Annotated in this window: 21 protein-coding genes and 1 pseudogene; 11 read left to right on the top strand and 11 right to left on the bottom strand. The window is 72.9% G+C overall.

The window, feature by feature from the left end:
* Positions 1-75: 75 nt before the first annotated feature.
* Complete coding sequence (locus V6R91_RS13630) at positions 76-861, top strand: SDR family NAD(P)-dependent oxidoreductase (RefSeq protein ID WP_336395745.1); 786 nt, start codon at positions 76-78, stop codon at positions 859-861.
* A 118-nt stretch (positions 862-979) separates the two neighbouring features.
* On the opposite strand, the gene V6R91_RS13625 is transcribed toward V6R91_RS13630, so the two are convergent.
* From V6R91_RS13625 to V6R91_RS13610, 4 genes are read right to left on the bottom strand one after another with little or no spacing between them, the layout of a single operon-like run.
* Positions 980-1,732, bottom strand: coding sequence for an ABC transporter permease (locus V6R91_RS13625; RefSeq protein ID WP_067248344.1), 753 nt, complete (start codon positions 1,730-1,732; stop codon positions 980-982).
* Entirely contained in the window at positions 1,729-2,688 is a 960-nt protein-coding gene (locus V6R91_RS13620; protein ID WP_336395744.1) for an ABC transporter ATP-binding protein, read from the bottom strand. The genes V6R91_RS13625 and V6R91_RS13620 overlap by 4 nt, the downstream gene beginning before the upstream one ends.
* Positions 2,685-2,981: a transcriptional regulator gene (locus tag V6R91_RS13615; protein WP_336395743.1), complete on the bottom strand. Its 297-nt coding sequence runs from the start codon at positions 2,979-2,981 to the stop codon at positions 2,685-2,687. Before V6R91_RS13615 ends, V6R91_RS13620 begins: the two co-directional genes overlap by 4 nt.
* Positions 2,981-3,652 carry a hypothetical protein gene (locus V6R91_RS13610; RefSeq protein WP_271061755.1) on the bottom strand — a complete coding sequence of 224 codons (672 nt, stop codon included), beginning with the start codon at positions 3,650-3,652 and terminating at the stop codon, positions 2,981-2,983. The genes V6R91_RS13615 and V6R91_RS13610 overlap by 1 nt, the downstream gene beginning before the upstream one ends.
* Before the next feature lie 201 nt (positions 3,653-3,853).
* Between V6R91_RS13610 and V6R91_RS13605 the strand changes: the two genes are divergently transcribed.
* The 7 genes and pseudogenes from V6R91_RS13605 (at position 3,854) to V6R91_RS13575 (ending at position 13,883) form a co-directional block, all read left to right on the top strand.
* On the top strand, positions 3,854-4,120 hold the full coding sequence (locus V6R91_RS13605; RefSeq protein ID WP_336395742.1) for a hypothetical protein: 267 nt from the start codon (positions 3,854-3,856) through the stop codon (positions 4,118-4,120).
* Entirely contained in the window at positions 4,066-4,761 is a 696-nt protein-coding gene (locus V6R91_RS13600) for a cation diffusion facilitator family transporter (protein ID WP_336395741.1), read from the top strand. The genes V6R91_RS13605 and V6R91_RS13600 overlap by 55 nt, the downstream gene beginning before the upstream one ends.
* 42 nt (positions 4,762-4,803) lie before the next feature.
* Positions 4,804-8,814 (top strand): annotated as a pseudogene (gene hrpA / locus V6R91_RS13595) (ATP-dependent RNA helicase HrpA); the annotation flags it as partial.
* A gap of 98 nt (positions 8,815-8,912) precedes the next feature.
* Positions 8,913-9,869 (top strand): quinone oxidoreductase family protein, encoded by a 957-nt coding sequence (locus V6R91_RS13590; protein ID WP_336395739.1) that lies wholly within the window; start codon positions 8,913-8,915, stop codon positions 9,867-9,869.
* Between the two features lie 211 nt (positions 9,870-10,080).
* The gene (locus V6R91_RS13585) at positions 10,081-11,415 is read left to right on the top strand and encodes an O-acetylhomoserine aminocarboxypropyltransferase/cysteine synthase family protein (protein ID WP_336395738.1); all 1,335 of its coding nucleotides are present in this window, start codon (positions 10,081-10,083) and stop codon (positions 11,413-11,415) included.
* 48 nt (positions 11,416-11,463) lie between these two features.
* On the top strand, positions 11,464-12,282 hold the full coding sequence (locus tag V6R91_RS13580) for a shikimate 5-dehydrogenase (RefSeq protein ID WP_336395737.1): 819 nt from the start codon (positions 11,464-11,466) through the stop codon (positions 12,280-12,282).
* Positions 12,283-12,344: 62 nt separating this feature from the next.
* Positions 12,345-13,883, top strand: a complete 1,539-nt coding sequence (locus V6R91_RS13575) for a UDP-N-acetylmuramoyl-L-alanyl-D-glutamate--2,6-diaminopimelate ligase (protein WP_336395736.1) — start codon at positions 12,345-12,347, stop codon at positions 13,881-13,883.
* 112 nt (positions 13,884-13,995) lie between these two features.
* Here the strand turns inward: V6R91_RS13575 and V6R91_RS13570 are convergent, their stop codons facing one another.
* Positions 13,996-14,871: a sulfurtransferase gene (locus tag V6R91_RS13570; protein ID WP_067248314.1), complete on the bottom strand. Its 876-nt coding sequence runs from the start codon at positions 14,869-14,871 to the stop codon at positions 13,996-13,998.
* Between the two features lie 32 nt (positions 14,872-14,903).
* On the opposite strand from V6R91_RS13570, the gene V6R91_RS13565 reads away from it, so the two are divergent.
* Together V6R91_RS13565 and V6R91_RS13560 are read left to right on the top strand one after the other, a co-directional pair.
* Positions 14,904-15,890: a Gfo/Idh/MocA family protein gene (locus tag V6R91_RS13565; protein WP_067248310.1), complete on the top strand. Its 987-nt coding sequence runs from the start codon at positions 14,904-14,906 to the stop codon at positions 15,888-15,890.
* A gap of 9 nt (positions 15,891-15,899) precedes the next feature.
* Entirely contained in the window at positions 15,900-16,847 is a 948-nt protein-coding gene (locus V6R91_RS13560; protein ID WP_067248308.1) for an NYN domain-containing protein, read from the top strand.
* A 38-nt stretch (positions 16,848-16,885) separates the two neighbouring features.
* Here V6R91_RS13560 and V6R91_RS13555 read toward each other — a convergent pair whose 3' ends face one another.
* Genes V6R91_RS13555 through V6R91_RS13540 form a run of 4 tightly spaced genes read right to left on the bottom strand, consistent with a single transcriptional unit; the run spans position 16,886 to position 20,959 of the window.
* A complete protein-coding gene (locus tag V6R91_RS13555; protein ID WP_336395735.1) occupies positions 16,886-17,893 on the bottom strand; it encodes a sugar phosphate isomerase/epimerase family protein in 1,008 nt (335 codons plus the stop codon).
* Positions 17,890-19,029: a Gfo/Idh/MocA family protein gene (locus V6R91_RS13550; protein WP_336395734.1), complete on the bottom strand. Its 1,140-nt coding sequence runs from the start codon at positions 19,027-19,029 to the stop codon at positions 17,890-17,892. The genes V6R91_RS13555 and V6R91_RS13550 overlap by 4 nt, the downstream gene beginning before the upstream one ends.
* Positions 19,026-20,150 (bottom strand): Gfo/Idh/MocA family protein, encoded by a 1,125-nt coding sequence (locus tag V6R91_RS13545; RefSeq protein ID WP_067249770.1) that lies wholly within the window; start codon positions 20,148-20,150, stop codon positions 19,026-19,028. Before V6R91_RS13545 ends, V6R91_RS13550 begins: the two co-directional genes overlap by 4 nt.
* The gene (locus V6R91_RS13540; RefSeq protein WP_231820323.1) at positions 20,147-20,959 is read right to left on the bottom strand and encodes a sugar phosphate isomerase/epimerase family protein; all 813 of its coding nucleotides are present in this window, start codon (positions 20,957-20,959) and stop codon (positions 20,147-20,149) included. Before V6R91_RS13540 ends, V6R91_RS13545 begins: the two co-directional genes overlap by 4 nt.
* Before the next feature lie 94 nt (positions 20,960-21,053).
* Here V6R91_RS13540 and V6R91_RS13535 point away from each other — a divergent pair, with 94 nt between their 5' ends.
* Positions 21,054-21,677 (top strand): TetR/AcrR family transcriptional regulator, encoded by a 624-nt coding sequence (locus tag V6R91_RS13535; RefSeq protein ID WP_336395733.1) that lies wholly within the window; start codon positions 21,054-21,056, stop codon positions 21,675-21,677.
* Here V6R91_RS13535 and V6R91_RS13530 read toward each other — a convergent pair.
* Positions 21,664-22,659, bottom strand: coding sequence for an epimerase (locus V6R91_RS13530; protein WP_442928123.1), 996 nt, complete (start codon positions 22,657-22,659; stop codon positions 21,664-21,666). The genes V6R91_RS13535 and V6R91_RS13530 overlap by 14 nt on opposite strands.
* Complete coding sequence (locus tag V6R91_RS13525) at positions 22,656-23,057, bottom strand: PLD nuclease N-terminal domain-containing protein (RefSeq protein ID WP_067249778.1); 402 nt, start codon at positions 23,055-23,057, stop codon at positions 22,656-22,658. Before V6R91_RS13525 ends, V6R91_RS13530 begins: the two co-directional genes overlap by 4 nt.
* Positions 23,058-23,333 lie beyond the last annotated feature (276 nt).

Below are 23,333 nucleotides of genomic sequence, written 5' to 3'. Positions count from 1 at the left end.
GTGCCAGTTAGGCACTGCAAGACGGTGCCGACGGATCCGGCTCTCCCGGACCCGGAACCGACGAAGGGAAACACCATGAACCGCTACGAAGGTCGCCGCGCGCTCGTCACCGGCGGAGGATCCGGCATCGGCCAGGCCACCGTCCTGCGCATGCTCGCCGAGGGAGGACGCGTCGTCGCCGCCGACGTCAGCCCCGCGGGTCTCGCCGACACCGTCGAGAAGGCCGGCGACGCCGCCTCGCGCCTGACCACCGTGGAGGTGAACGTCGCCGACGAGGCCTCCGTGAAGGCCGCGGTCGCGACCGCGGTGGACGCCCTCGGCGGGCTCGACGTGCTGGTCAACGCCGCCGGGATCCTGCGCTCCTCGCACACGGCGAAGACGACGCTGGAGCAGTTCGAGACGATCCTGCGCGTGAACCTCGTCGGCACCTTCCTGATGATCCGCGAGTCGATCCCCGCCCTGCTCGACGGGCAGGACGCGGCCGTGGTGAACTTCAGCTCCACGTCGGCGATGTTCGCCCATCCCTACATGGCCGCGTACGCCGCGAGCAAGGGCGGGGTGCAGTCGATGACCCACGCGCTGGCCGCGGAGTACGCGAAGCAGGGGATCCGCTTCACCGCCGTGCAGCCCGGCTCCATCTCGTCCGGGATGACCGACGGCTCCGGACGCAGCGGACAGAGCGCCGGACCGGGTCTTCCCGAGGACGCCGACATGAGCCTGTTCCTGAAGCTGGCCCCGGCCATCGGACAGGGCTTCGCCGGCCCCGAGGCGGTCGCGGGCGTCGTGGCGATGCTGGCGAGCGCCGACGGCGCGTTCATCACCGGCACCGAGGTCCGCATCGACGGCGGCACGCACTTCTGACCCACCGGCCGGTCCCCGGCTGAGCCGCCGGCCGGTCCCCGACCCGGACAGACCGGGAACCGACCTCACGACCCCGCGGCGCCCGCCCGACCCGAACCGGCGGGCGCCGCGGCACCACTCAGCGGAACCGGCGCCCCTCGTCGCGGCGGAACAGCAGCAGAGCGAGGGCGAGGAACACCGCGGTCCACACGAGGATCCCCGTCCAGGACCACCAGGGCAGGTCCCCGCCCTGCACGGCCCAGATCACGAACTCCCTGGCCTGACGCGACGGGAAGAACCGCGACAGCACGTCCAGCCAGTCCGCGAACAGGATCGGCGGCAGGAACAGTCCGCCCGCGAACGCCAGCCCGAACATCACGACCTGCACCACGGCGATGGCCGCCTTCTGCGACATCGCGTAGCCGATGCAGGTGCCGATCAGCATGAACGGCAACGCCGACACCGCGACGGCCGCGAGCCCGGCCAGCACTCGCCACGGCTCGACCTCGGCCCTCGTCGCCACGGCGCCGATCAGGACGACGGGCAGGAGGGCCAGCAGCCCCAGAGCGCCGGTCGAGAAGACGTGCGCGAGCACCCGCGCGATCCCGGGAGCGGGCAGCGTCCGCAGATACGGATCCCACGGCTTGGCCCGGTTCTCCGCGATCGTCAGCCCGAAGGAGAACAATCCGTTCGACATCACGGCGAACACCCCCATGGACACGATCGCCTGCGTCGCGAACGACGGGTCGTCGGCGACCGCGCGATTCGGGACGACGAAGAAGAGCAGGGCGAGCGCGGGGAACGCGATCGTGCCGATCACCGCGATCGGGACGCGCAGCGTCTCCAGAAGGCTGTACTTGGCGTGGACGGCGGTCAGCGAGGCGACGCTCATCGGACGCCCTCCTTTCTGGACGAGGACGGATCGGCCCGGAACGAGGACGGATCGGCGCCCGCCGGCGAGGTCAGAGCGAGGAACGCCTCCTCCAGCGTCGCCCCGCGCACGCCGAGCCCCGAGAAGTCGATCCCGCTCGCGACGAGCCGGCGGACGAAGCCGTCGGCGTCGCCGACCATGACGGTCAGCTCCCCCGACTCCGCGTCCAGGGAGCCGGCGGCGTCCTCGGCCAGCGCCGCGACCACCTCCGGCTCGGACGTGCGCAGGGTCACCCGGGACCGGGCGACGCGTCCCAGCACCCCGTGCAGCGAGTCGTCCGCGACGAGCCGCCCGCGGTCGACCACCACGACGCGGTGGGCGAGCGCCTCGATCTCCTCCAGGTAGTGGCTGGTGACGACGACCGTCGCCCCCTGCGCGTGGCGTTCGCGGATCGCCTCCCACAGCACGCGCCGGGCGTCGACGTCGAGGCCGGTCGTGGGCTCGTCGAGGAGCACGAGCCGCGGAGCGCCGACGAAGGCGAGCGCGACGCTGATCCGGCGCCTCTGCCCGCCCGAGAGCCCGCCGGTCTGGCGCCGCAGCAGATCACGGAAGCCGAACTGCTCGGCGAGCTCCACGGTGGGCACGCGCTCCTCGAAGTGGCGTCCGACGAAGTCGAGCACCTCGCCCACCCGCAGCGTCTCCGGCAGCGCCGTCTCCTGCGGTGTGCACCCCAGTCGCATCCGGGTCCGCGGGTCGGCGGGATTCCCTCCGAACAACGCGACCCGTCCCGAGGTGGGGCGGCGCAGTCCCTGGAGCAGGGACAGCATCGTGGACTTCCCGGCCCCGTTGGGCCCGAGGAGCCCCAGGATCTGTCCCTCCGGGATCTCGAGCGACACGTCGTCCACGGCGGTCATCGTGCCGAAGCGGCGGGTCACCCGATCGAACGAGGCGAGGGACCCCGCTGACGTGGCGCTCATGATGCTCCTCCCAGCAGCTCGCGCAGTCGCGCGGTGTAGTCCTCGAAGGCGCGGCGACCGCGCCGGGACAGGGCGATGTAGGTGACCGGCGTGCGGCCGCGGTGGGTCTTGTCGACGGTGACGTACTCCGCCTCCTCGAGCTTTCGCAGGTGCGTCGACAGGTTGCCGGCGGTCATGTCCAGCAGCTCTTGGAGCCGGGGGAAGGTGATCTGGTCCGCCGGGTCCAGCGTCGCGAGCGCGGCGACGATCCGCAGCCGCGCCTGGGCGTGGATCACCGGGTCGAGGTCGTCCATCAGCGCGCTCCCGCGTCGGCCACCCGGCGTCGGGCCCGGCCCACCCACCAGGCGCTCCAGAGCGCGACGAGCAGGAACGCCCCTCCCCCGGCGAACGCGTAGAGCAGGTAGTGCGCCGGCGGGGGCAGGAAGGCCCCAACAGCGCTCACGACCACGGACCACACCCCGAGGACCATCATCGGATAGGCCTTCCAGATGAGCCCGGACATCACGTACATGATCCCCGCGTAGAAGATGAAGACGGCGGGATAGAACGTGCCGAGCGCGTCCGCGGGCATGCCCGCGCGCACCAGCGCCTGACCGATCGCCCAGACGGCGAGGCTCCCCAGCCACCACAGGTTGCCGTAGACGATCCCGATCACGGCCGACTCGCGGGTCCCTCGCGTGCCCCGCCCCGACCGCACGCCCAGGACCGCGGAGACGGCCCCGGCGGCGACGAGGAGCGCGGCGAACACGATCGCAGCGACGGCGGACGGCGGCTGCCCGATCGGACGCCCGCTCGCATCGGACCAGAGCACGAGGAAGCCCGCCAGCCACGCCACACCCCAGCTCGCCAGGATCCACGGCACGAACGCCGCCATCCGGCCCGTCACGGTGCGCTGCTGGTCCTCCAGCAGCGCGAGCATCCGCTCCGGGCTGAGCGGCGCATCACCCTCGTCGTTCTCCGACATCTCGGCCTCCTCCGATCCGACGTCGGGAACCCGGCGCCGTTAACTTTGTAACGCAAAGTTGTTTGCGAGTCAACCGCCACGGACCCCAGCGGAGGCCGGAGGACCGGACGGACGAGCGCGAAGTCGCGATAGGGTGTGCCCCGAGAGTTCGCACGGGTACCCCCACCCATGGCCGGGAACAGCCGAGAAAAAGGGGGAATCATGCATACAGAACGTCAGACGCTCATCCTCTCGCTGGCCGGAGTGCTGCTCGTCTCCGCGCTCGGGATCGGGTTCGGCATCGTCTCGGGATCCTTCGCCATCGCCTTCGACGGGATGATCTCCCTCGTCGACGCGATGATGTCGATCCTGTCGATCCGGGTGGCCGGCCTCATCGCCCGCTCGCTCGCGCAAGGCCTTCCCGACGCTTCAGCATGGGCTTCTGGCATCTGGAGCCGCTGGTGCTGGCGATCAACGCGCTCACCCTGATGGCGATCGCCGGCTATGCGCTCGTGCAAGCCGTTCTGGCCCTCTTCGACGGCGGACGGACAGTGGAATTCGGTCCGGCGGTCCTGTACGCGGCGATCACCCTCGTCCTCACGACGACCTTCGCGATCGTCGAGCACCGCGCCAACCGCCGGGTCCGATCCGCCCTCGTCGCGATGGACGTCAAGGGGTGGATCATGACCGGTGGCGTGACCGCGGCCCTGTTGATCGCCTTCGCGGTCGGAGCGCTCATCGAAGGCACGCCGCTCGCGCACCTGGCGTCCTACGTGGACCCTGCGATCCTGGCGATCGTGGCGTGCGTCCTGATGCCCGTCCCGTTCGGGACGCTGCGGCGCGCGTTCTCGGAGATCACCCTCGCCACGCCCTCGGTGCTCCGTGACGAGGCGGAGAGCGTCGCCGACCGGATCGTCGCGGAGCACGGCTTCCGCTCCGCACACGTGTACACCGCCCAGGTCGGCCGTTCGCGTCAGATCGAGATCGCCTTCCTCGTCCCCGCGGGGCTCGACGCGCGCACGCTGGAGGACTGGGACCTGATCCGTCGGCGAGCGGTCGCGGAGCTCGGAGACGGCGACCCGAACCACTGGATCACCGTGACCTTCACGACGGACCCCGCGCTCGTGTGACGGCTGCGGCGTGCGCGGCACGGCGCGATAGGCTGGAGGGCTATGTCTGCGCCCCTTCCCGTGATCACGTACCCGCCGGAGCTGCCGGTCAGCGCGGCGCGCGACGAGATCGCCGCCGCCATCCGCGACCACCAGGTGGTCGTGGTCGCGGGCGCCACCGGATCGGGCAAGACGACGCAGCTGCCGAAGATCTGCCTGGAGCTGGGGCGCGAGCGCATCGCGCACACCCAGCCGCGGCGGCTCGCCGCCCGCACGATCGCGGAGCGCGTGGCCGAGGAGCTGGACGTGGAGCTCGGCGGCCTCGTCGGCTACAAGGTCCGCTTCACCGACCAGGTGTCCGCCGACACGCGGATCGCGCTGATGACGGACGGGATCCTCCTCAACGAGATCCACCGCGACCGGCTGCTGCGCCGGTACGACACGATCATCATCGACGAGGCGCACGAACGCTCCCTCAACGTCGACTTCCTCCTCGGGTACCTGCACAGGATCCTTCCGGAGCGCCCCGATCTGAAGGTCGTCATCACCTCCGCGACCATCGACCCGGAGAGCTTCGCACGACATTTCGCCGCCCCTCCCGCGGAGCCGGAGGGCCAGCCGACGCCCGCGCCGGTGATCGAGGTCTCCGGCCGGACCTTCCCGGTGGAGATCCGCTACCGGCCACTGGCGGACGACGCCGAGGAGGCGAGCGCACCGGCCGCCGAACCGGCCGACGAGGTGTCCGCGATCGTCTCGGCGCTGCGGGAGCTGGACCGGGAGGCCCCCGGGGACGTGCTCGTGTTCCTCCCGGGCGAGGCCGAGATCCGCGACGCGGCCGACGCCGTGCGCGCCGCGTACGCCGGCGACCGCGCCCCCACCGAGGTCCTGCCGCTCTACGGCCGACTCTCCGCCGCGGAGCAGCACCGGGTGTTCGAGCGCTCCTCGGTCGCCGGGCTCCGGCGCCGCGTGATCCTCGCCACCAACGTCGCCGAGACGAGCCTCACCGTCCCCGGCATCAAGTACGTCGTGGACACCGGGACCGCCCGCATCTCGCGCTACAGCAACCGCTCGAAGGTGCAGCGCCTCCCGATCGAGGCGATCTCCCAGGCCTCGGCTGCACAGCGCTCCGGCCGCGCGGGCCGCACGAGCTCCGGCATCGCGATCCGCCTCTACAGCGAGGACGACTACGCGCGGCGACCGGAGTACACGGAGCCGGAGATCCTGCGCACCTCCCTCGCCTCCGTCGTCCTGCAGATGCTGAGCCTGGGGTTCGGCGACATCGCCCGTTTCCCCTTCCTCACCCCTCCCGACGCGCGAGGCGTCCGCGCCGCGTTCGACCTGCTGGTCGAGCTCGGCGCCGTGTCGGCGCCGTCGGGCCGGGGAGCCGAGGACGCGCCGCGGCTGACCCGCATCGGGCGCGAGATCGCCCGCATGCCGATCGATCCGCGCTTCGCGCGGATGCTGGTGGAAGCACGGTCCGCCGGCCCGCGGGTGTCGCGCGACGTGCTCGCCATCGTCGCGGGGATGTCGATCCAGGACGTCCGCGAGCGCCCCTCGGCCGAGGCGCCGCAGGGGGTCCGGGACGAGGCCGACCGCGCGCACGCCCGGTTCGCGGACCCGACGAGCGACTTCCTGACCCTCCTCAACCTCTGGAACCACCTGCGCGAGCAGCAGCGCGCGCTCGGGTCGAGCGCGTTCCGGCGGCTGTGCCGCAGCGAGCACCTGAACTACGTCCGCGTGCGGGAGTGGTTCGACGTGCACCGTCAGCTGCGCTCCCTCCTGCCGCGGGACCGCAAAGAGGAGTCCCCGGACGCGACGGGCACCGCCGATCCGGACGCCGTGCACCGCGCACTCCTGGCGGGGCTCCTCTCGCAGATCGGGGTCCTGGACGAGCGCACGGCCGCCAAGGGGCCGACCAAGACCCCGTCCAAGGAGCAGCGCCGGAGGATCGCGGAGTACCGCGGCGCGCGCGGCATCCGGTTCTCGATCTTCCCCGGCTCGGCGCTGCGAAAGAAGTCGCCGCAGGCGGTCATGGCCGCCGAGGTGGTGGAGACGTCGCGGACCTTCGCCCGGACGGTGGCGGCGATCGACCCGGCGTGGGCCGAGAGCCTGGCCGGGGGCCTCGCCAAGCGCCAGGTCTCCGAGCCGCACTGGTCCAAGGACGCCGGGTCCGCCGTCGCGTTCGAGAAGGTGACCCTGTTCGGGGTCGAGATCATCCCGCGCCGGCGCGTGCAGTTCGCCCGCATCGACCGCGCCGGCGCACGGGAGCTGTTCGTGCGACACGCCCTCGTCGACGGCGAGTGGGATCCGTCCCGCCTCGACAAGCGGGTGAGCGCGTTCTGGCGGAGCAACGCGGAGCTGCGGCGCCGGCTGGAGAAGCTCGAGGAGCGCGAGCGGCGTCGGGACATCCTCGCCGGGGACGAGGCCGTCTTCCGCTTCTACGACGAGCGGATCCCGGCAGAGGTCTTCGACGTCCGCTCCTTCGAGTCCTGGTGGCGCGAGGCGCTCGCGACGACGCCGAAGCTGCTCGTCATGCGCGAGGGCGACCTGCTCGACGACGACGGACGCGCCGACCAGGGCGAGTTCCCGACCCGCTGGACGCAGGGCGACCAGGTGCTGGGACTGGCGTACCGCTTCGAGCCCGGGGCGCCCGACGACGGCGTGAGCGTGGTGATCCCGCTGGCCCTGCTCCAGCAGATCCGCGACACGGGGTTCGACTGGCAGGTCCCCGGCCTGCGCGCCGAGCTGGTGACCGCTCTGCTGCGCGCCCTCCCGAAGGCGATCCGCCGTCACGTCGTCCCCGCCGCCGACTGGGCGGATCGCTTCGGCCAGGAGCTCGCGGCGAGCGGTCCGGAGCACCACGGCGGCCTCCCCGAACGAAGCCTCACCGAGGCGCTCGCGAAACTCGTGCAGCCGCTGGCGAACCAGCCGGTCTCGACGGCGGACTTCGACCAGGACCGCGTCCCCGGCCACCTGCGGATGAACTTCCGCGCCGTGGACGAGCGCGGTCGCGTGGTCGGATCCGGCCGGGACCTGGGCGAGCTGCAGTCCCGCCTCGCCGACCGTTCCCGCAGCAGCGTCGCCCGCTCGGTCGCCAAGGCCGCGGGTCCCGCCGGGGCCGCCCGCGTCGCCGAAGCGGGACCGGCGGGACCCGGCGCGCGTGCGGGGATCGAGCGATCGGGGATCGCCACCTGGGACGGGGTCGCGGCGGCCGTCGGGGGCGCGCTGCCGGAGGTCCTGGACACGCGTGTGGCCGGCGGGGTCGTCCGCGGCTACCCGGCGCTGGTCGACGAGGGCAAGAGCGTGGCAGTGCGCGTCGAGGCGACCGCCGACGCCGCCCTCGCCGCCACCCGCGACGGGGTCCTCCGCCTCGTCCTGCTCGCGGTGCCCTCGCCGGTCTCGTACGTGCAGGAGCATCTCACCAGCGCCGAGAAGCTCGCGCTGGCCGCCTCGCCGTACGCGTCCGTCGCCGCCCTGATCGAGGACTGCCGTGCCGCCGTCGTCCGCGCGCTGATCGACGAGGCGACCGGGACGGGCGGCGCGGAGGGATCCGGCGTCGTCCGGACCGCGGAGGAGTTCGCGCGGGTCCGCGACGTTGTCTCCTCGGCCATCGTCGACCGCCTGTTCGCCTGCGTCTCGCTGGTCGCGCGGATCCTCACCCGCTCGCGGGACGTCGAGCGCGCGATCAAGCAGCAGAACTCCCTCGCGCTGCTCGGCCCGCTGAACGACGTCCGCACCCAGCTCGCGGGCCTTCTCCCGCCGGGCTTCGTCACGTCCACCGGCGTCGACCGGCTCACGCACCTGCCGAGATACCTGGAGGCCATGCTCGACCGGCTGAAGACCCTCGCGGAGGCCCCGGGCAAGGACCGCGCGCGCATGACGGAGTATGAGCGCGTGGCGGCGCTCTACACCGACGCGGGCGGGACGATCCCGCTCTCCCCCGGCACCCCGGAAGCGCTCGTCGAGGTGCGCTGGCTGCTGGAGGAGTACCGGGTGAGCGTCTTCGCCCAGCGACTCGGCACCGCGCAGCCCGTATCCCCGCAGCGCATCGCGAAGGCGCTCGCGTCCCGCTGATCCCGGTTTTGGTTTCGGGGCGGGATCCGGGGTCGATCTCCCCCACGACGAGCCCCGAATCCGGCGAACGCGCCCCGAACCCGCGTTAGCCTGGCGTCATGGCTCACGCGATCGTGCACTCCGCCATCGGCGGACCGGATGTCCTGACCCTCGTCGAGATCCCGGAGCCGGAGCCCGGGCCGGGCGAGGTCGCGGTGCGGATCGAGGCCGCCGGGGTCAACCCGATCGACGCCAAGCAGCGCGGCGGCGTGCGGCCGCTGCCTCCGCTCACGGCGCCGCGGCGGGTCGGCTTCGACGGGGCCGGCACGGTGTCGGCCGTCGGCGACGGCGTGACGGAGTACGCCGTGGGCGACCGGGTCGCGATCCGCGAGACGCTGGGCACCTACGCGAGCGCGCTCGTCGTGCCCGTCGCGCATCTCGCCGCCCTTCCGGACGCGGTCACCGCCGCCGAGGGTGCCGCCCTCGGCATCCCCGCCGGCACCGCCTATCAGTCGCTGAGGTCGCTCGGCGTGGGATCCGGCGACGTCCTCCTGCTGCACGCTGGGTCCGGCGCCGTCGGGCAGGCGGCGATCCAGTTCGCCGTGGCGTGGGGCGCATCGGTCGTCGCCACCGGCAGCCCCGCCACGCACGAGCGCCTGCGCGAGCTGGGGGCGATCCCCGTCGCCTACGGGGACGGGCTCGAGGACCGCGTCCGCGCCGCCCTCGCCGAGGCGGGGCTCACCGCGCCGACCGTGGCGCTGGACAACGCCGGCACCGACGAGGCGATCGAGACGTCCCTCTCCCTGGTCGCGGACCGAGACCGGATCGCGACCATCGTGCGCGGTCCGGACGCCGCCTCGTTCGGGATCCGCGCGTTCAGCGGAGGAAGCCCGGTGCCCCTCACCGAGCAGGAGCAGGCGTGGCGCGCGGAGGCCCTCGCGGAGACGATCGCGCTGATCGCCGACGACCGGTTCTCCGTCGAGTTCGGCCCCGAGCTCCCGCTCGCCGAGGCCGCCGAGGCGCACCGGCTCGTCGAGGCGCACGCCGCCCGGGGCAAGATCATCCTCATCCCCTGATCCCCTCGCGCCGCCGCCCACGCCCCGCCGCGCCAAGCGCGGAGAAACACCGTTCCCACGGACGGAACCCGCGAAGGAGTCCGCCGGGACGGCGGTTCTCCGCGCCAAGGGATCCACCCGGCCGGGCCGACCGGAGGGGATGAGAGCCCGACGGTGCAACAGTTCGACACACGTCTCGGGGTCCGCGGACACGGCGCGGGAGGATAGCGCCGTGACCACCGACACCGACGGCACCGGGACCGCGCCCGGGACGCGCTTCGCCACGCGGCAGATCCAGGCCGGATACGTCCCCGGCCAGGCGCAGAACACCGCCGTGCCCCCGCTGTACCAGTCGGCGGCCTACGAGTTCTCCTCCCTGGCCGAGGCGGCGGATCTCTTCGCCCTGCGCCGGGTCGGCAACATCTACAGCCGCAACGCCAGCCCCACTCAGCAGCTCCTCGAGGAGCGCGTCGCGTCGCTCGAGGGCGGGGTCTCGGCGGTCGCGGTCGCCTCGGGGCAGGCCGCCGTCGCCGTCACCCTCCTCGCGCTGGCCGGACGCCGCGGGCACATCGTCGCCGCGCACCAGCTCTACGGCGGCTCGGTCGACCTCCTGCAGGAGACGTTCGACGACTTCGGGATCGGGGTCACGTTCGTCGACCAGGACGATCCCGAGGCCTGGCGCGCCGCCGTCACCCCGGAGACGCGGGTGTTCTTCGCCGAGTCCGTCGCGAACCCCGTCGCCCAGGTCCTCGACGTCCGCGCGGTCGCCGACATCGCCCACGCGGCCGGCGTCCCGCTCGTCATCGACAACACCGTCGGAACCCCGTACCTGATCCGCCCGGGCGAGCACGGCGCGGACTTCGTGGTGCACTCCGCCACGAAGTTCCTCAGCGGGCACGGCACGTCGCTCGGCGGCGTGGCCGTCGACCTCGGCAGCTTCGACTTCGGCGCGGAGCCGGAGAGGTGGCCGCAGTTCACCGCGCCGTACGCCCGGTTCGGCGACCTCGTGCTGTGGGACCGGTTCGGCCCGGGATTCGCGTTCGCGACCCTGGTGAAGTCGAAGTACGTGCACGACCTGGGCCCGTCCCTCTCCCCGTTCAACGCGCACCAGATCCTCCTCGGGATCGAGACCCTCGATCTGCGCGTCTCCCGGCAGTCGGCCTCCGCGCTGCGGATCGCCGAGCACCTGGCCGCGCACCCGGCCGTCGCCGCGGTGCATCACCCCGGGCTGGCGGACAACCGCTGGCACGCGCTCGCCGAGCGCTACCTCCCGCGCGGCGTTCCCTCGGTCTTCTCGATCGACCTCGCCCCCACCGGCACGCCGGACGGGGACCGACGCCGGGTCGAGGAGGTCGTGGACGCGCTGCGCGTCATCCGCCTGGTGGCGAACATCGGCGACGCACGCAGTCTCGTCGCCCACCCGGCGTCCATGACCCACTCGCACCTGAACGCCGAGCAGCGCGCCGCGGCGGGGATCGGCGCCACGACGCTCCGGCTCTCGATCGGCATCGAGGACCCCGCCGACCTCATCGCCGATCTGGATCACGCCCTCGCCGCCGGTCGGTGAGCGGCCCGCGACGACGCCAGCGGGACGGCGCGCGGGTAGCCTGGGCGCATGCCCATCCTGAACAAGGACATGACGCTGTGCATCTCGCTGTCCGCACGGCCGAGCAACAACGGGACCCGCTTCCACAACTTCCTCTATGAGGAGCTGGGGATGAACTGGATCTACAAGGCCTTCGCGCCCACGGACCTCGCGCAGGCGCTCGCGGGGGTGCGCGGGCTGGGCATCCGCGGCTGCGCGATCTCGATGCCGTACAAGGAGGACGTGATCGCCCTCGTGGACCGGATGGACGCCTCCGCCTCGGCGATCGACTCGGTCAACACGATCGTCAACGACGACGGCGTCCTCACGGCGTACAACACCGACTACTCGGCCATCGCGACCCTGATCGCGCGCAACCGCCTGGATCCGGCCGCCACCGTGCTCCTGCGCGGCTCGGGCGGCATGGCGAAGGCGACGGCGGCGGCGTTCCGGGACGCCGGCTTCCGCGCGGTGACGATCGTCGCCCGTTCCGAGGGCGCCGGCCGCGCGCTGGCGGACCTGTACGGCTTCGCCTGGGCGCCGGACCTCGGCGAGCGCACCGCCGACATCCTCGTCAACGTCACCCCGATCGGCATGGCGGGCGGCCTGGAGGAGCACGCGCTGTCCTTCCCCGAGTCCGTCGTCGACGCCGCGGCGACCGTGTTCGACGTGGTCGCCCTCCCCGCGGAGACCCCCCTGATCTCCGTGGGCCGTGCGGCGGGCAAGAGGATCATCACCGGCGCAGAGGTCGCCACGCTCCAGGCGCTGGAGCAGTTCGTGCTCTACACCGGCGTCCGGCCCGACGACGACCTGGTCGCCGCCGCCGCCGCGTTCATGCGCGCGTCGTGAGGCTCCGGCGCCCGCACGCCGCGCCGGTCGGGGCGCGGACGCGCCGGTAGACTCAGGAGGTCATGCCCTCCGCCTCCAGTTACGCCACGCCGCGCCTCGACTCCCGCCCCGTCGAGCGGTTCTCCTCGACGCTCGGCGAACTCGCCGGCGTGCTGCGCACCGCGACGAGCCAGATCGTCCCCGCCCCGGTGAGCCCGGCCACGGCCTTCACGGGCATGGCGCTCGCCACCGACGCCGTGCGGCCCGGCGACCTGTTCGTCGCTCTGCGCGGGGCGAGCGCGCACGGGGCTCGTTTCGTCGATCGAGCGCTCCAGGCCGGTGCGGCGGCCGTCCTCACGGACGTGGAGGGGGCCGCGCTCGTCGACGGCGCCCTGCCGACCCTCGTGGTCGAGGATCCCCGCCGTGCCGTCGGGCCCGCCGCCGTGCACCTCTACCGCTCCCCCGCCGACGCCCTCACCACCGTCGGCATCACCGGCACCCAGGGGAAGACGACCACGGCGTTCTACGTCGCGGCCGCCGCCGGGATGGACTCGGCGGGCACGATCGGATCCATCGGCACGACCATCCACGACGTCCTCTTCCCGCCGACGCTCACGACGCCGGAGGCCCCGGAGCTGCAGGCGCTGTTCGCCGTGATGCGCGAGCAGGGACTGACGACGGCGGCGGTCGAGGCGTCCAGTCACGCGCTCGTGCAGGGCCGCGTGGACGGCTTCGCGTTCGACGCGGGCATCTTCCTCAACCTCGGCCACGACCACCGCGACTACCATCCCACCCAGGCCGACTACTTCGCTGCCAAGGCCCTGCTGCTCACCCCGGAGCACGCGAAGGTCGGGATCGTGGACGTCGATTCCCACTGGGGTCGCGTGCTCGCCGCGCAGGCGACCGTCCCCGTGCGCACGACCTCCGCCGCCGGCGCCGACGCCGACTGGCGCGCGGAGGACATCCGGCTCCGTCCGGACGGATCGAGCTTCCTCGTCCGCTCGCCCGAGGGTGAGGCCGTGCCGTTCCGCACGCAGCTCACCGGAGCCTTCAACGTCAACAACATCCTCGCCGCGGTCGCCGCGCTGGCCGAGGACGGGCGCTCCCTCGCCGACATGGCCGCCGGGATCGCCGAGCTCGCCAGCGTCGAAGGGCGCCTCCAGCGCTTCGACTTCGGGCAGGATTTCACGGCGATCGTCGACTCCGCCCACAAGCCGGAGGCGGTCGCCGCGGCACTGCGGGCCGTCCGCACCACCTCCCCGCAGGGACGGATCATCGCGGTGCTCGGCGCGAACGGCAATCGCGACACCGCCAAGCGGCGCATGATGGGCCGTTTCGCGGCGATGACGGCCGACGTGCTCATCGTCACCGACGACAACCCGTACGACGACGATCCCGCCGATATCCGTGCGGCGCTCATCGACGGCGCTCGCTCGTCGTCCGCCGAGATCGTGGAGATCGGCGACCGGCGCGAGGCCATGTCCGCGGCCGTGCGGATGGCACGCCCCGACGACACCGTCGTGATCCTCGGGAAGGGCCACGAGCGCTACCACGCCCTCGCCGGGGGCGAGATCCCCTGGTACGACCCCGACGTGTTGCGCGAGGTCATCGCCGAGCTCTGACCCGGCACCGTGCCGCCGACAGCCGCCACCCCGGTCGTTGAGCGAGGAGCGCAGCGACGAGACGAAACGCCGCGCCCGGGCGAGCGTGTGTCGAATCGCGATGCCGCGCCGATCAGCCCTCGAGCGGATCGTCCTCCGCCGGGTCCGCGCCCGTGGCCACGGGAAGTCCGGGCGTGTTCGACCACGCGCTCCACGAGCCCGGGTACAGCGTGACCTCGCGCCCGATGAGCGCGCCGGCGAGTGCCAGCTGCGCGGCGGTCACCCCGGAGCCGCAGTAGGCGGCGATCGGGATGTTCTCCCCGGCGCCGGCGACCTCGAACGCGTCCGCGATCTCCTCGGGCTCGCGGAAGCGCCCGTCCTCGGTGAGCACCTCGGCGATCGGCAGGTTCCGCGCGCCCGGGATGTGCCCGGCGACCGGGTCGATGGGCTCGGTCTCCCCGCGGTACCGCTCCGGGGCCCGGGCGTCCAGGAGCACGCCGGTCCAGAGGGCGACCTGATCGGTGTCGAGCACGTCGGCCGTGCCGGGCGATCCCAGCTCGACGTCCCCGGGGGCGGGGATCACCTCGCCCCGCTCCGTCTCTCCGCCGATCGCCCGCCACGCGGACAGGCCGCCGTCGAGCACCCGGACGTCCCGGAGTCCCGCGCGGGTGAGCGCCCACCAGGCCCGCGAGGCGGGGAGGGAGCGGGAGTCGTCGTAGACGACGACGCTCTCCTCGGCGCGCACGCCCCAGCGGCGCACGGCCTCCGCGAGATCCGCGTCCTCCGGCAGCGGATGACGCCCGTCGCGGGGATCCCCGTGCGCGGCGAGCTCGCGTTCCAGATCCACGAACACGGCCCCGGGCAGATGCCCCTCCGCGTAGCGCTCCCGGCCGTCGTCGTGGCCGAGGCGGTAGCGCACGTCGAGCAGGCGGACCGGGGCGTCCGCGGCGAGGAGCTCACGCAGCTCGACGGCGGAGATCAGCGGGGAACCGGGGAGGGAGTCGGCCATGCTCCATTGTCTCAGCCCCTACGCTGGGATGCATGACCGGTCTTCGTTGGGGCATCCTCGCCACGGGCGGCATCGCCGCCGCCTTCGCCGCCGACCTGCGCACCGCGGGCCTGGACCTCGTCGCCGTGGGATCCCGCTCGCAGGACTCCGCCGACGCGTTCGCCGCCCGCTTCGGCATCCCGCGGGCACACGGCTCCTACGAAGCGCTGGCGGCCGATCCCGACGTGGACATCGTCTACGTCGCGACACCGCATCCGATGCACGCGGCCGACGCCCGCCTCGCCCTGGAGCACGGCAAGCACGCCCTCGTCGAGAAGGCGTTCACGGTGAACGCCGCCGAGGCGGAAGGGCTGCGCGCCCTCGCGGCGGAGAAGGGCCTGCTCGTCATGGAGGCGATGTGGACGCGGTACCTGCCGCACATGGCCCGGATCCGCGAGATCATCGCCGCGGGAACGCTCGGGGAGATCCGCGCCGTGTCCGCGGACCACACCCAGTCCCTGCCGACGGACCCCGCCCACCGGATCAACGCGCTGGAGCTCGGCGGCGGCGCGCTCCTGGATCTCGGGATCTACCCGATCTCGTTCGTGTGGGACGTCCTCGGGGCGCCGACCGCGGTGAAGGCCGTCGGACGGCTCCTGGACAACGGCGCCGATGCCGAGGTCGCCACCGTGATGACCCACGGGGGCGGAGCGGTGTCGACGACGCTGTCGTCCTCGCGCGGCGCCGGTGCCAACGCCGCCGCGATCGTCGGCACGAAGGCGCGGATCGAGATCGACCGCGTCTGGTACACGCCGACCACCTTCCGCGTGACCGCCACCGACGGGACCGTGATCGAGGAGTTCGACGGCGCCGTCGACGGCCGCGGCATGCAGTTCCAGGCGCGCGCCGCGGAGCGCTTCGTCACCGAGGGCACCCTCGACAGCGACCTCCTCCCCGTCGCCGAGAGCGTGGCCATCATGGCGTGCCTCGACGAGATCCGCGCCCAGATCGGCGTCCGATACCCCTCCGAGACCGCGTAGGAGCACCCCATGGCCGACCCCCAGGACACCCGCGTCGCCGTCTACCTGGACTTCGACAACATCGTCATCTCCTGGTACGACCGGGTCCACGGGCGCAACGCGTACAACAAGGACCGGCAACGGATCCTGGAAGACCCGAACGACGCCGAGGTCGCCGAGAGGCTGTCCCGCGCGGCGATCGACGTCGGGGCGATCATCGACTACGCCTCCTCCTTCGGCACGCTCGTGCTCACCCGCGCGTATGCGGACTGGTCCTCCCCCGTCAACGCCGACTACCGCTCGCAGCTCGTCGCGCGGGCCGTGGACCTCGTCCAGCTGTTCCCCGCCGCGGCGTACGCGAAGAACGGCGCGGACATCCGCCTGGCCGTCGACGCCGTCGAGGACATGTTCCGGCTGCCCGGGCTCACCCACGTCGTGATCGTGGCGGGCGACTCGGACTACGTGCCGCTCGCGCAGCGGTGCAAGCGCCTGGGCCGCTACGTGATCGGGATCGGCGTGGCCGGCTCCACCGCCAAGTCCCTCGCGGCCGCGTGCGACGAGTTCGAGGCCTACGACTCCCTCCCGGGCGTCGCCCGGCCGCAGCCGGAGCCGAAGCAGGAGCCGAAGGCGGAGCCCAAGCGCACCGCCAGGACCAAGGCCGCGGCGCCGGCGACCGGAGGCAAGACGGCGCCCGCCGCCAAGACGGCGCCCGCTCCCGCCGACCCGCCCGCGCTCACCGACCAGGACCAGGCGACCAAGACGCTGGAGCGGGCGCTGCGTCTGGGACACGACAAGGGCGACGCCGACGAATGGCTGCACAGCTCCGCGGTGAAGACCCAGATGCGCCGCATGGACCCGTCGTTCAGTGAGAAGGCCCTCGGCTACCGGTCGTTCTCCGACTTCCTGAAGTCGCGGGGCGACCTGGCGGAGCTGTCCGAGGACGGGCACGAGCGCCTCGTCCGCCTCCGGGAGAGCTGACCGGGCCGCGTGACCGCACGGGACGCGGCGGACCCGGGCTACTGGTTCGAGAACGCGGCGTCGAAGGAGGCGGCGGGCTTCGGCCACAGCAGGGACCGCACGAACGTCACCGCTTCGGCGGCGCCGTGCAGCCGGTCCATCCCGGCGTCCTCCCACTCGATCGAGATCGGCCCGGCATAGCCGATCGCGTCCAGGGCCCGGAAGGCGTCCTCCCACGGCACGTCGCCGTGCCCGGTCGAGACGAAGTCCCAGCCGCGGCGCGGGTCGCCCCACGGCAGGTGCGAGCCGAGCACGCCGGCGCGGCCGTTGTGCGGGCGCATCCGGGTGTCCTTGCAGTCGACGTGGTAGATCCGGTCCGCGAAGTCGACGATGAACCCCACCGGATCGATGTTCTGCCACATCATGTGCGACGGATCCCAGTTGAAGCCGAACGCCTGGCGGTGCTCGATCGCCTCCAGCGCCCGCACGGAGCTCCAGTAGTCGTAGGCGATCTCGCCCGGGTGGACTTCGTGGGCGAACCGCACGCCCTCGCCGTCGAACACGTCCAGGATCGGGTTCCACCGGGAGGCGAAGTCCTCGAAGCCCGCCTCGATCACATCTGCCCCGACCGGCGGGAACATCGCCACGTACGGCCAGATCGACGAGCCCGTGAAGCCCACGACCGTGTCCACGCCGAGCTTGCGGGCGACCCGGGCCGCGCGCTTCATGTCCTCGGCGGCACGCTGCCGCACCCCCTCGGCGTCGCCGTCGCCCCACACGTACTCGCGAAGGATGGCGCGGTGGCGGAAGTCGATGGGCGCATCGCAGACCGCCTGGCCCGCGAGGTGGTTGGACAGGGCGAAGACGGTCAGGCCATGGCGATCCAGGATCTCCTTCCGGGACGCGAGGTACGCGTCGTCCTCATCGGCGCGCTGGAGGTCGAGGTGGTCGCCGGACGCGGCGATCTCCAGGCCGTCGTACTCCCAGGAGGCGGCGAGGCGCGCGACCTCCTCGAACGGCAGGTCGGCCCACTGGCCGGTGAACAGGGTGACCGGGTGCGTGCTCATGACTTCTCCTCGGTGTCGATGTCCGTGGTGGTGCTGCCGGATGCGGCCGGCGCGAGCGTGACCCAGCGCCCGCCGCCGGCGGCGGACTCCAGCACGGCGGCGGTGACGACGGCGGCGCGGAGGCCGTCCGCGAAGGTCGGCAGGCCGTCCGGCTCCGCGCCGCGCACGGCGGCGTACACGTCCGCCACGAACGCGTCGAAGGCGTCCTGATAGCCCATCGGATGACCGGACGGGACGAGCGACAGCCCTCGGTCGCCGGGCATCCCGGGTTCGCGACGGATGAGCCGGGAACCGTTCTCCTCGCCGATCCACAGGCGCTCCGGGTCCTCCTGCTCGAAGCGCACGGAGGACGAGGTCCCATGCAGCTCGATGACGAGCCCGTTCTTGCGGCCCGGGGCCATCTGGCTCACCAGGAGGGTGGCGAGGGCTCCGCCGGCGAACTGCGCCACCACCGCGGCGATGTCCTCGTTCGCCACGCTCGCGCCCCCGCGCTCGCCGAACACGGTCCGGGTCCGCGCGCTGAGCGCGACGATGCGGTCCCCGGTCACGAACTCGACGAGGTCGCACAGGTGCGAGCCGATGTCCGCGAAGGCACGGGACGCCCCGCCCGCGGCCGCGTCGGCCCGCCAGTTCGTGTCGGTGGCCCGGAGCATCCAGTCCTGGAGGTACGCGCCGTCGATCGTGAGGATGGCGCCCGCCTCCCCGGAGGCCACGATCTCCCGGGCGCGGCGCACCATCGGGTGGTAGCGGTAGACGAACGGGACGGCGCCGACGAGCCCGGCGGCGGTCACGGCGGCGGCGAGCGCCTCGGCGTCCTCGACCGTGGTGGCCAGCGGCTTCTCGCACACGACGTGACGCCCGGCCGCGATCGCGGCGTGCGCCTGCTCCGCGTGCCGCGCGTTCGGCGTGCAGACGTGCACCACGTCGCAGGACTCCAGCAGGTCCTCGATGCCCGCGGCGGCCGCCGCGATGCCGAGCTCGCCGGCGGCCACGGCACCGCGCTCGGGACGCGAGCCCGCGATCACCGCGGTCTCCGCCCCCGCGGCGCGCGCCGCACGGCTGTGCACCGCCGCCATGAACCCGGTGCCGAGGAACCCCGCGCGCAGCCCGATACCGGAGAGGTTCGATCGCGTCACAGCGTCGCCTCGAACGGATCCCGGTCCTCCGGCACCAGCGGGATCTCGCCGACGGTGCTCTCCACGTCGACGAACCGCCCGCTTCCGACCGACTCCTCGATCGCCATCAGCGTGTCGAAGACGTGGTAGCCGAGCTCGCCCGTGGCGATGTGCGGCAGACCGCCCCGGATCGCCCTCGCCATGTCCAGCACGCCGAGGCCTCGACCGGCCTCGACGCCGACCCGCGGGACGGTGCGCCACTCCGGCTCGCTCCGCATCCCGGCGAGGGTGGGCACCGGCGTGATCCGGACCTCCCCGCCGAACGTGTTGGGATCCGGGATCACCATGGTGCCCTCGGTGCCGGTGATCTCGACGAGGCCCGTCCGGCCCAGCGGCGAGTCGAAGCTGAACACGCTCTGGCTGGTGGCGCCCTGCTCGAAGCGGGCGATCGCCTGGACGAGCGTGGGCACCTCCACGGGGAACTCCGCCCCGGCCCGGTCCCCGACCTGCACCGTCCGCACCTCGCGACCGCGCAGCCCGACCGCCGCCACGCTCGCCACCGGGCCGAGCACGTTGACCAGGGCCGTGACGTAGTACGGGCCCATGTCGATCACGGGTCCGGCACCCCGGGCGAAGAGGAAGTCGGGGTTCGGGTGGAAGACGTCCGGGCCGATGTACTGCATCGCCGTCTGCGCCGACAGGGGCGTGCCGATGTCACCCCGCGCGATGGCGCGGCGAGCGGTCTGGAGCCCGGGCCCGAGGACGGTGTCCGGGGCGATCCCCACGCGTAGCCCGGCGGCGTCGGCGGCGGCGAGCAGCTCCCGGGCCGCGTCGCGGTCGATCCCGATCGGCTTCTCGCTCCACACGTGCTTGCCCGCGGCGATCGCCGCCAGGCTCACCGGCACGTGCGCCGCGGGGATCGTGAGGTTGACGACGATCTCCACGTCCGGGTGCGCGAGCACCTGCTCCGGGGTGCCGCTCTCGGCCACCCCGTGCTTGGCCGCCTGCGCGGCCGCCCGCGCGGTGTCGATGTCGCCGAGGATCACCACGCGGATGTCCGGGAAGGAGGTGAGGTTCTCCAGGTACGTGTCGCTGATCATCCCGGTGCCGATGAAGCCGACTCCGACGGGGCCGGCGCTCATCGCACGCCCTCCGCGCGCAGGGCGTCGGCGCTGCGCGCGATCGCGTCGAAGAGGTCGCCGTCGTACACGTCGAACTCGATGACGGCGTACTCGGCGGCCGGGGCCGCGGCGAGGATCGCGCCCGTGTCGAGGTCGCCCTCGCCCGCGACGCGCTGATCGAGGGTCACCTCGGTGGGGTCGTCCGCGCGGAAGGGATCGGCGCCGATCACGCCGTCCTTCATGTGCAGGAGCCGGACCCGGTCGCCCAGGCGCCGGAGCAGAGCGGGGACGTCCTGCCCGCCGGTCGCCGCCCAGAACGCGTCCACCTCGAGGACGACGCGGTCGTCGAGGAGCCCGGCGAAGTGCTCCAGCGCGGGGACGCCGTCGATGTCGTGATGGAACTCCTGCGAGTGGTTGTGGTAGCCGAGCCGGATCCCGCGGGACGCGGCCTCATCCACCAGCCCGTTCAGCCGCTCCGCGGTCTTGGCGACCTCGTCGGCGCTCGACCAGCGCGGAGCGAGCACCATGGGGTCGATCAGGACCTCCACGCCGAGTGTCGCGGCGTCGTCGAGGATCGACGTGAACGGGGGCACCGTCACCACGTCGTCCCCGAAGCGCAGCTCGTCGGAGAGGAAGTTCGCGTGGCCGCTCGGTGCCGTCAGCCCCGCGGCGTCGTAGGCCGCCCGGAGGGCCGCGGCGTTGCCGACGAAGCCGAACGCCTCGACGTTGCGCACACCCAGCGCGGCGATGCGGTCGAGGGTTCCGGGAAGGTCTGCGGACAGGGCGTCGCGCACGGTGTAGAGCTGGAGGGAGAGTTCGGGAGATGTCATGCCGGTGCCTTCGTCGTCGAATATCCGAACCTCGACCAGAGGTCGGTTTTCATCGACGCTACACCCGAATCCGGAACAACGGTAGAGTTTCGCCATGTCCGATCCCGAGGGCGGCGCACGCCGCGGCAGCTACGCCAAGACCGAGCAGTTCCGGCTCGACGTGCTCGACGCCGCCCTCCGCGTGCTCGCCGAGGACGGCTGGGACGCCGCGACCCTCCAGCGCATCGCCGACGAGGTCGGGCGCTCCAAGCCGGGCCTGCTCCACCACTTCCGCTCCCGCGAGGGACTGATGCTCGAGATCGTGCGCCACCGCGACGAGGTGAACCGCCGGATGTTCCCGGCCGACGACGACGGCGGCTTCGGGGCGTCCCTCGCCCTCGTCGACCACAACGCCACCGTGCCGGGGCTCGTCGCCCTCTTCACCACCGTCGCCGCCCTCGCCGCCGCGGACACCACCGACACGGAACGACGGGCGTACTTCACGGAACGCTACCGCCGCACGACCGAGGGCTTCCGGCGGCGGATCGCGCGCGGGCAGGAGGCCGGCCTCCTCCGCGGCGACCTGGACCCCGACACGGCGGCGAGCCTGCTCGTCGCCGCCATGGACGGGCTGCAGGTCCAGTGGCTGCTGGATCCGGGACTCGACATGACGGATCGGCTCCGGGCGCTGATCGACCTCTTCCGTCCCTCGCGGCCCGCGGACGTCAGCGGCGGGTGATGTCCGCCACGGCCTCGTCGAGCCGCGGGTAGCGGAAGCGGAACCCGGCGTCGGCGAGCACGCCGGGAGTCACCCACCGGCTCTTGAGCACGAGCTCCGACTCGGTGCGCAGGACCCACATCCCCGGCTCCAGCACGAACCGCCACGCGGGGATGCCGAACGGGGCATGGACGGCGCGTCGGAGCGTGCGCATGAGAGTGCGGTTGTCCACGGCGTGCGGGGCCGCCATGTTCACAGGGCCGGAGATCTCGTCGTGGTCGCGCAGGAACCGGATCGCCTCGACGAAGTCCGCCTCATGCATCCAGCTGAACATCTGCCGCCCGTGCGAGCGGACGTATCCGGGCGGAGCCGGCTCGGTCGGCTCCGGTCCGATCCCGCGGTAGCGGCGGTGCGGGAACCACCACCCGTCGATCTGCGGGCCGCCCGCCCCGAGACGGGCCAGCCGCAGGAGCATGGTCATCACCGGCGCGTCGCGACCGAGCACCAGGGAGGTGCGCAGGGCGATCCGTCGGGTCCCCGGCAGCTCGCCCTCGAACAGCGCCGCCTCCCACGCCCTGGTGACGTCGGGTGAGAAGCCGGTGTCGAGGGAGTCGTCGGCCTCGGTCTGCGGGCGGTCCAGCGCGTAGCGGTAGGCGGTCGCCGAGCTTCCGTTCATCCACACGGCGGGCGGCTGCGCGGCGTCGGCGATGGCCCGGCGCAGCGCCCGGGTCGTCTCCACCCGCGAGCGGAGGATCTCCTCGCGGTTGCGGTCCGTGTAGCGGCAGTCCACGCGCTTCCCGGCGAGGCCGATGACGAGCTCCGCCCCGTCCACGACGCGGCGGAGGGAGTCCGGGTCCGACCATCGCGCATCGGCCGTTCCGGAGCGGCCGATGGTGCGGACCTCGTACCCGTCGACGCGGAGGGCGTCGCGCAGCGCGGTGCCGAGGTATCCGCTGCCGCCGCCGATCACGGCGCGAGGACGCGGGGGCGGCAGGGCGCTCACGAGCCCGAGCCGTTCCCGTCCGAGGGCGTCCCGTCGCCGGACTCGCGGCGGCGCCGCTCGATCTCCGCGCGCAGGCGCCACTCCTCGATCTCGCGGTCGAGGTCGGCGATCTGCTGCTCGGTCGTCCGGGTGTCGACCGGCGCCGGCGGGACCGACGGCGCCGCGGGCGCGGCCGGGCCGCGCCGTTCGCCGCGCATCCGCGGGATGCGGACGCCGGAGTCGCCGTACTCGCGCCCGACGAGGAACCAGATGATGCTCCCGGCGAGCGGCAGGATGACCACGAGGATGATCCAGAACACCTTCGGCAGGTGCTTCACCTGCCCGTCCTCGCGCGTGATGATGTCGATCAGCGCCCCGATCATGAGCGCGAGCACCAACAGCGAGAAGAGGACCGCCATGCCCTCAGCCTAGCCGCGCCGCCCGCATCCCCGAGGAACCCCCGGCCGGATCAGGCACACGCGCCAGAACAGGCATCCCGCGCCCCCACCCGCCTGATCCCACGCGACCGCCTGACCCCACGCGGCAGCAACCCAGCGCACACACGCCCCGCCAGATCAGGCACACGCGCCAGAACAGGCATCCCGCGCCCCCACCCGCCTGATCCCACGCGATCGCCTGACCCCACGCGGCAGCAACCCAGCGCACACACGCCCCGCCAGATCAGGCAAACGCGC

It is taken from the genome of Microbacterium sp. CCNWLW41, from assembly GCF_037083505.1.
This window is presented reverse-complemented; position numbering and strand designations above follow the sequence as displayed.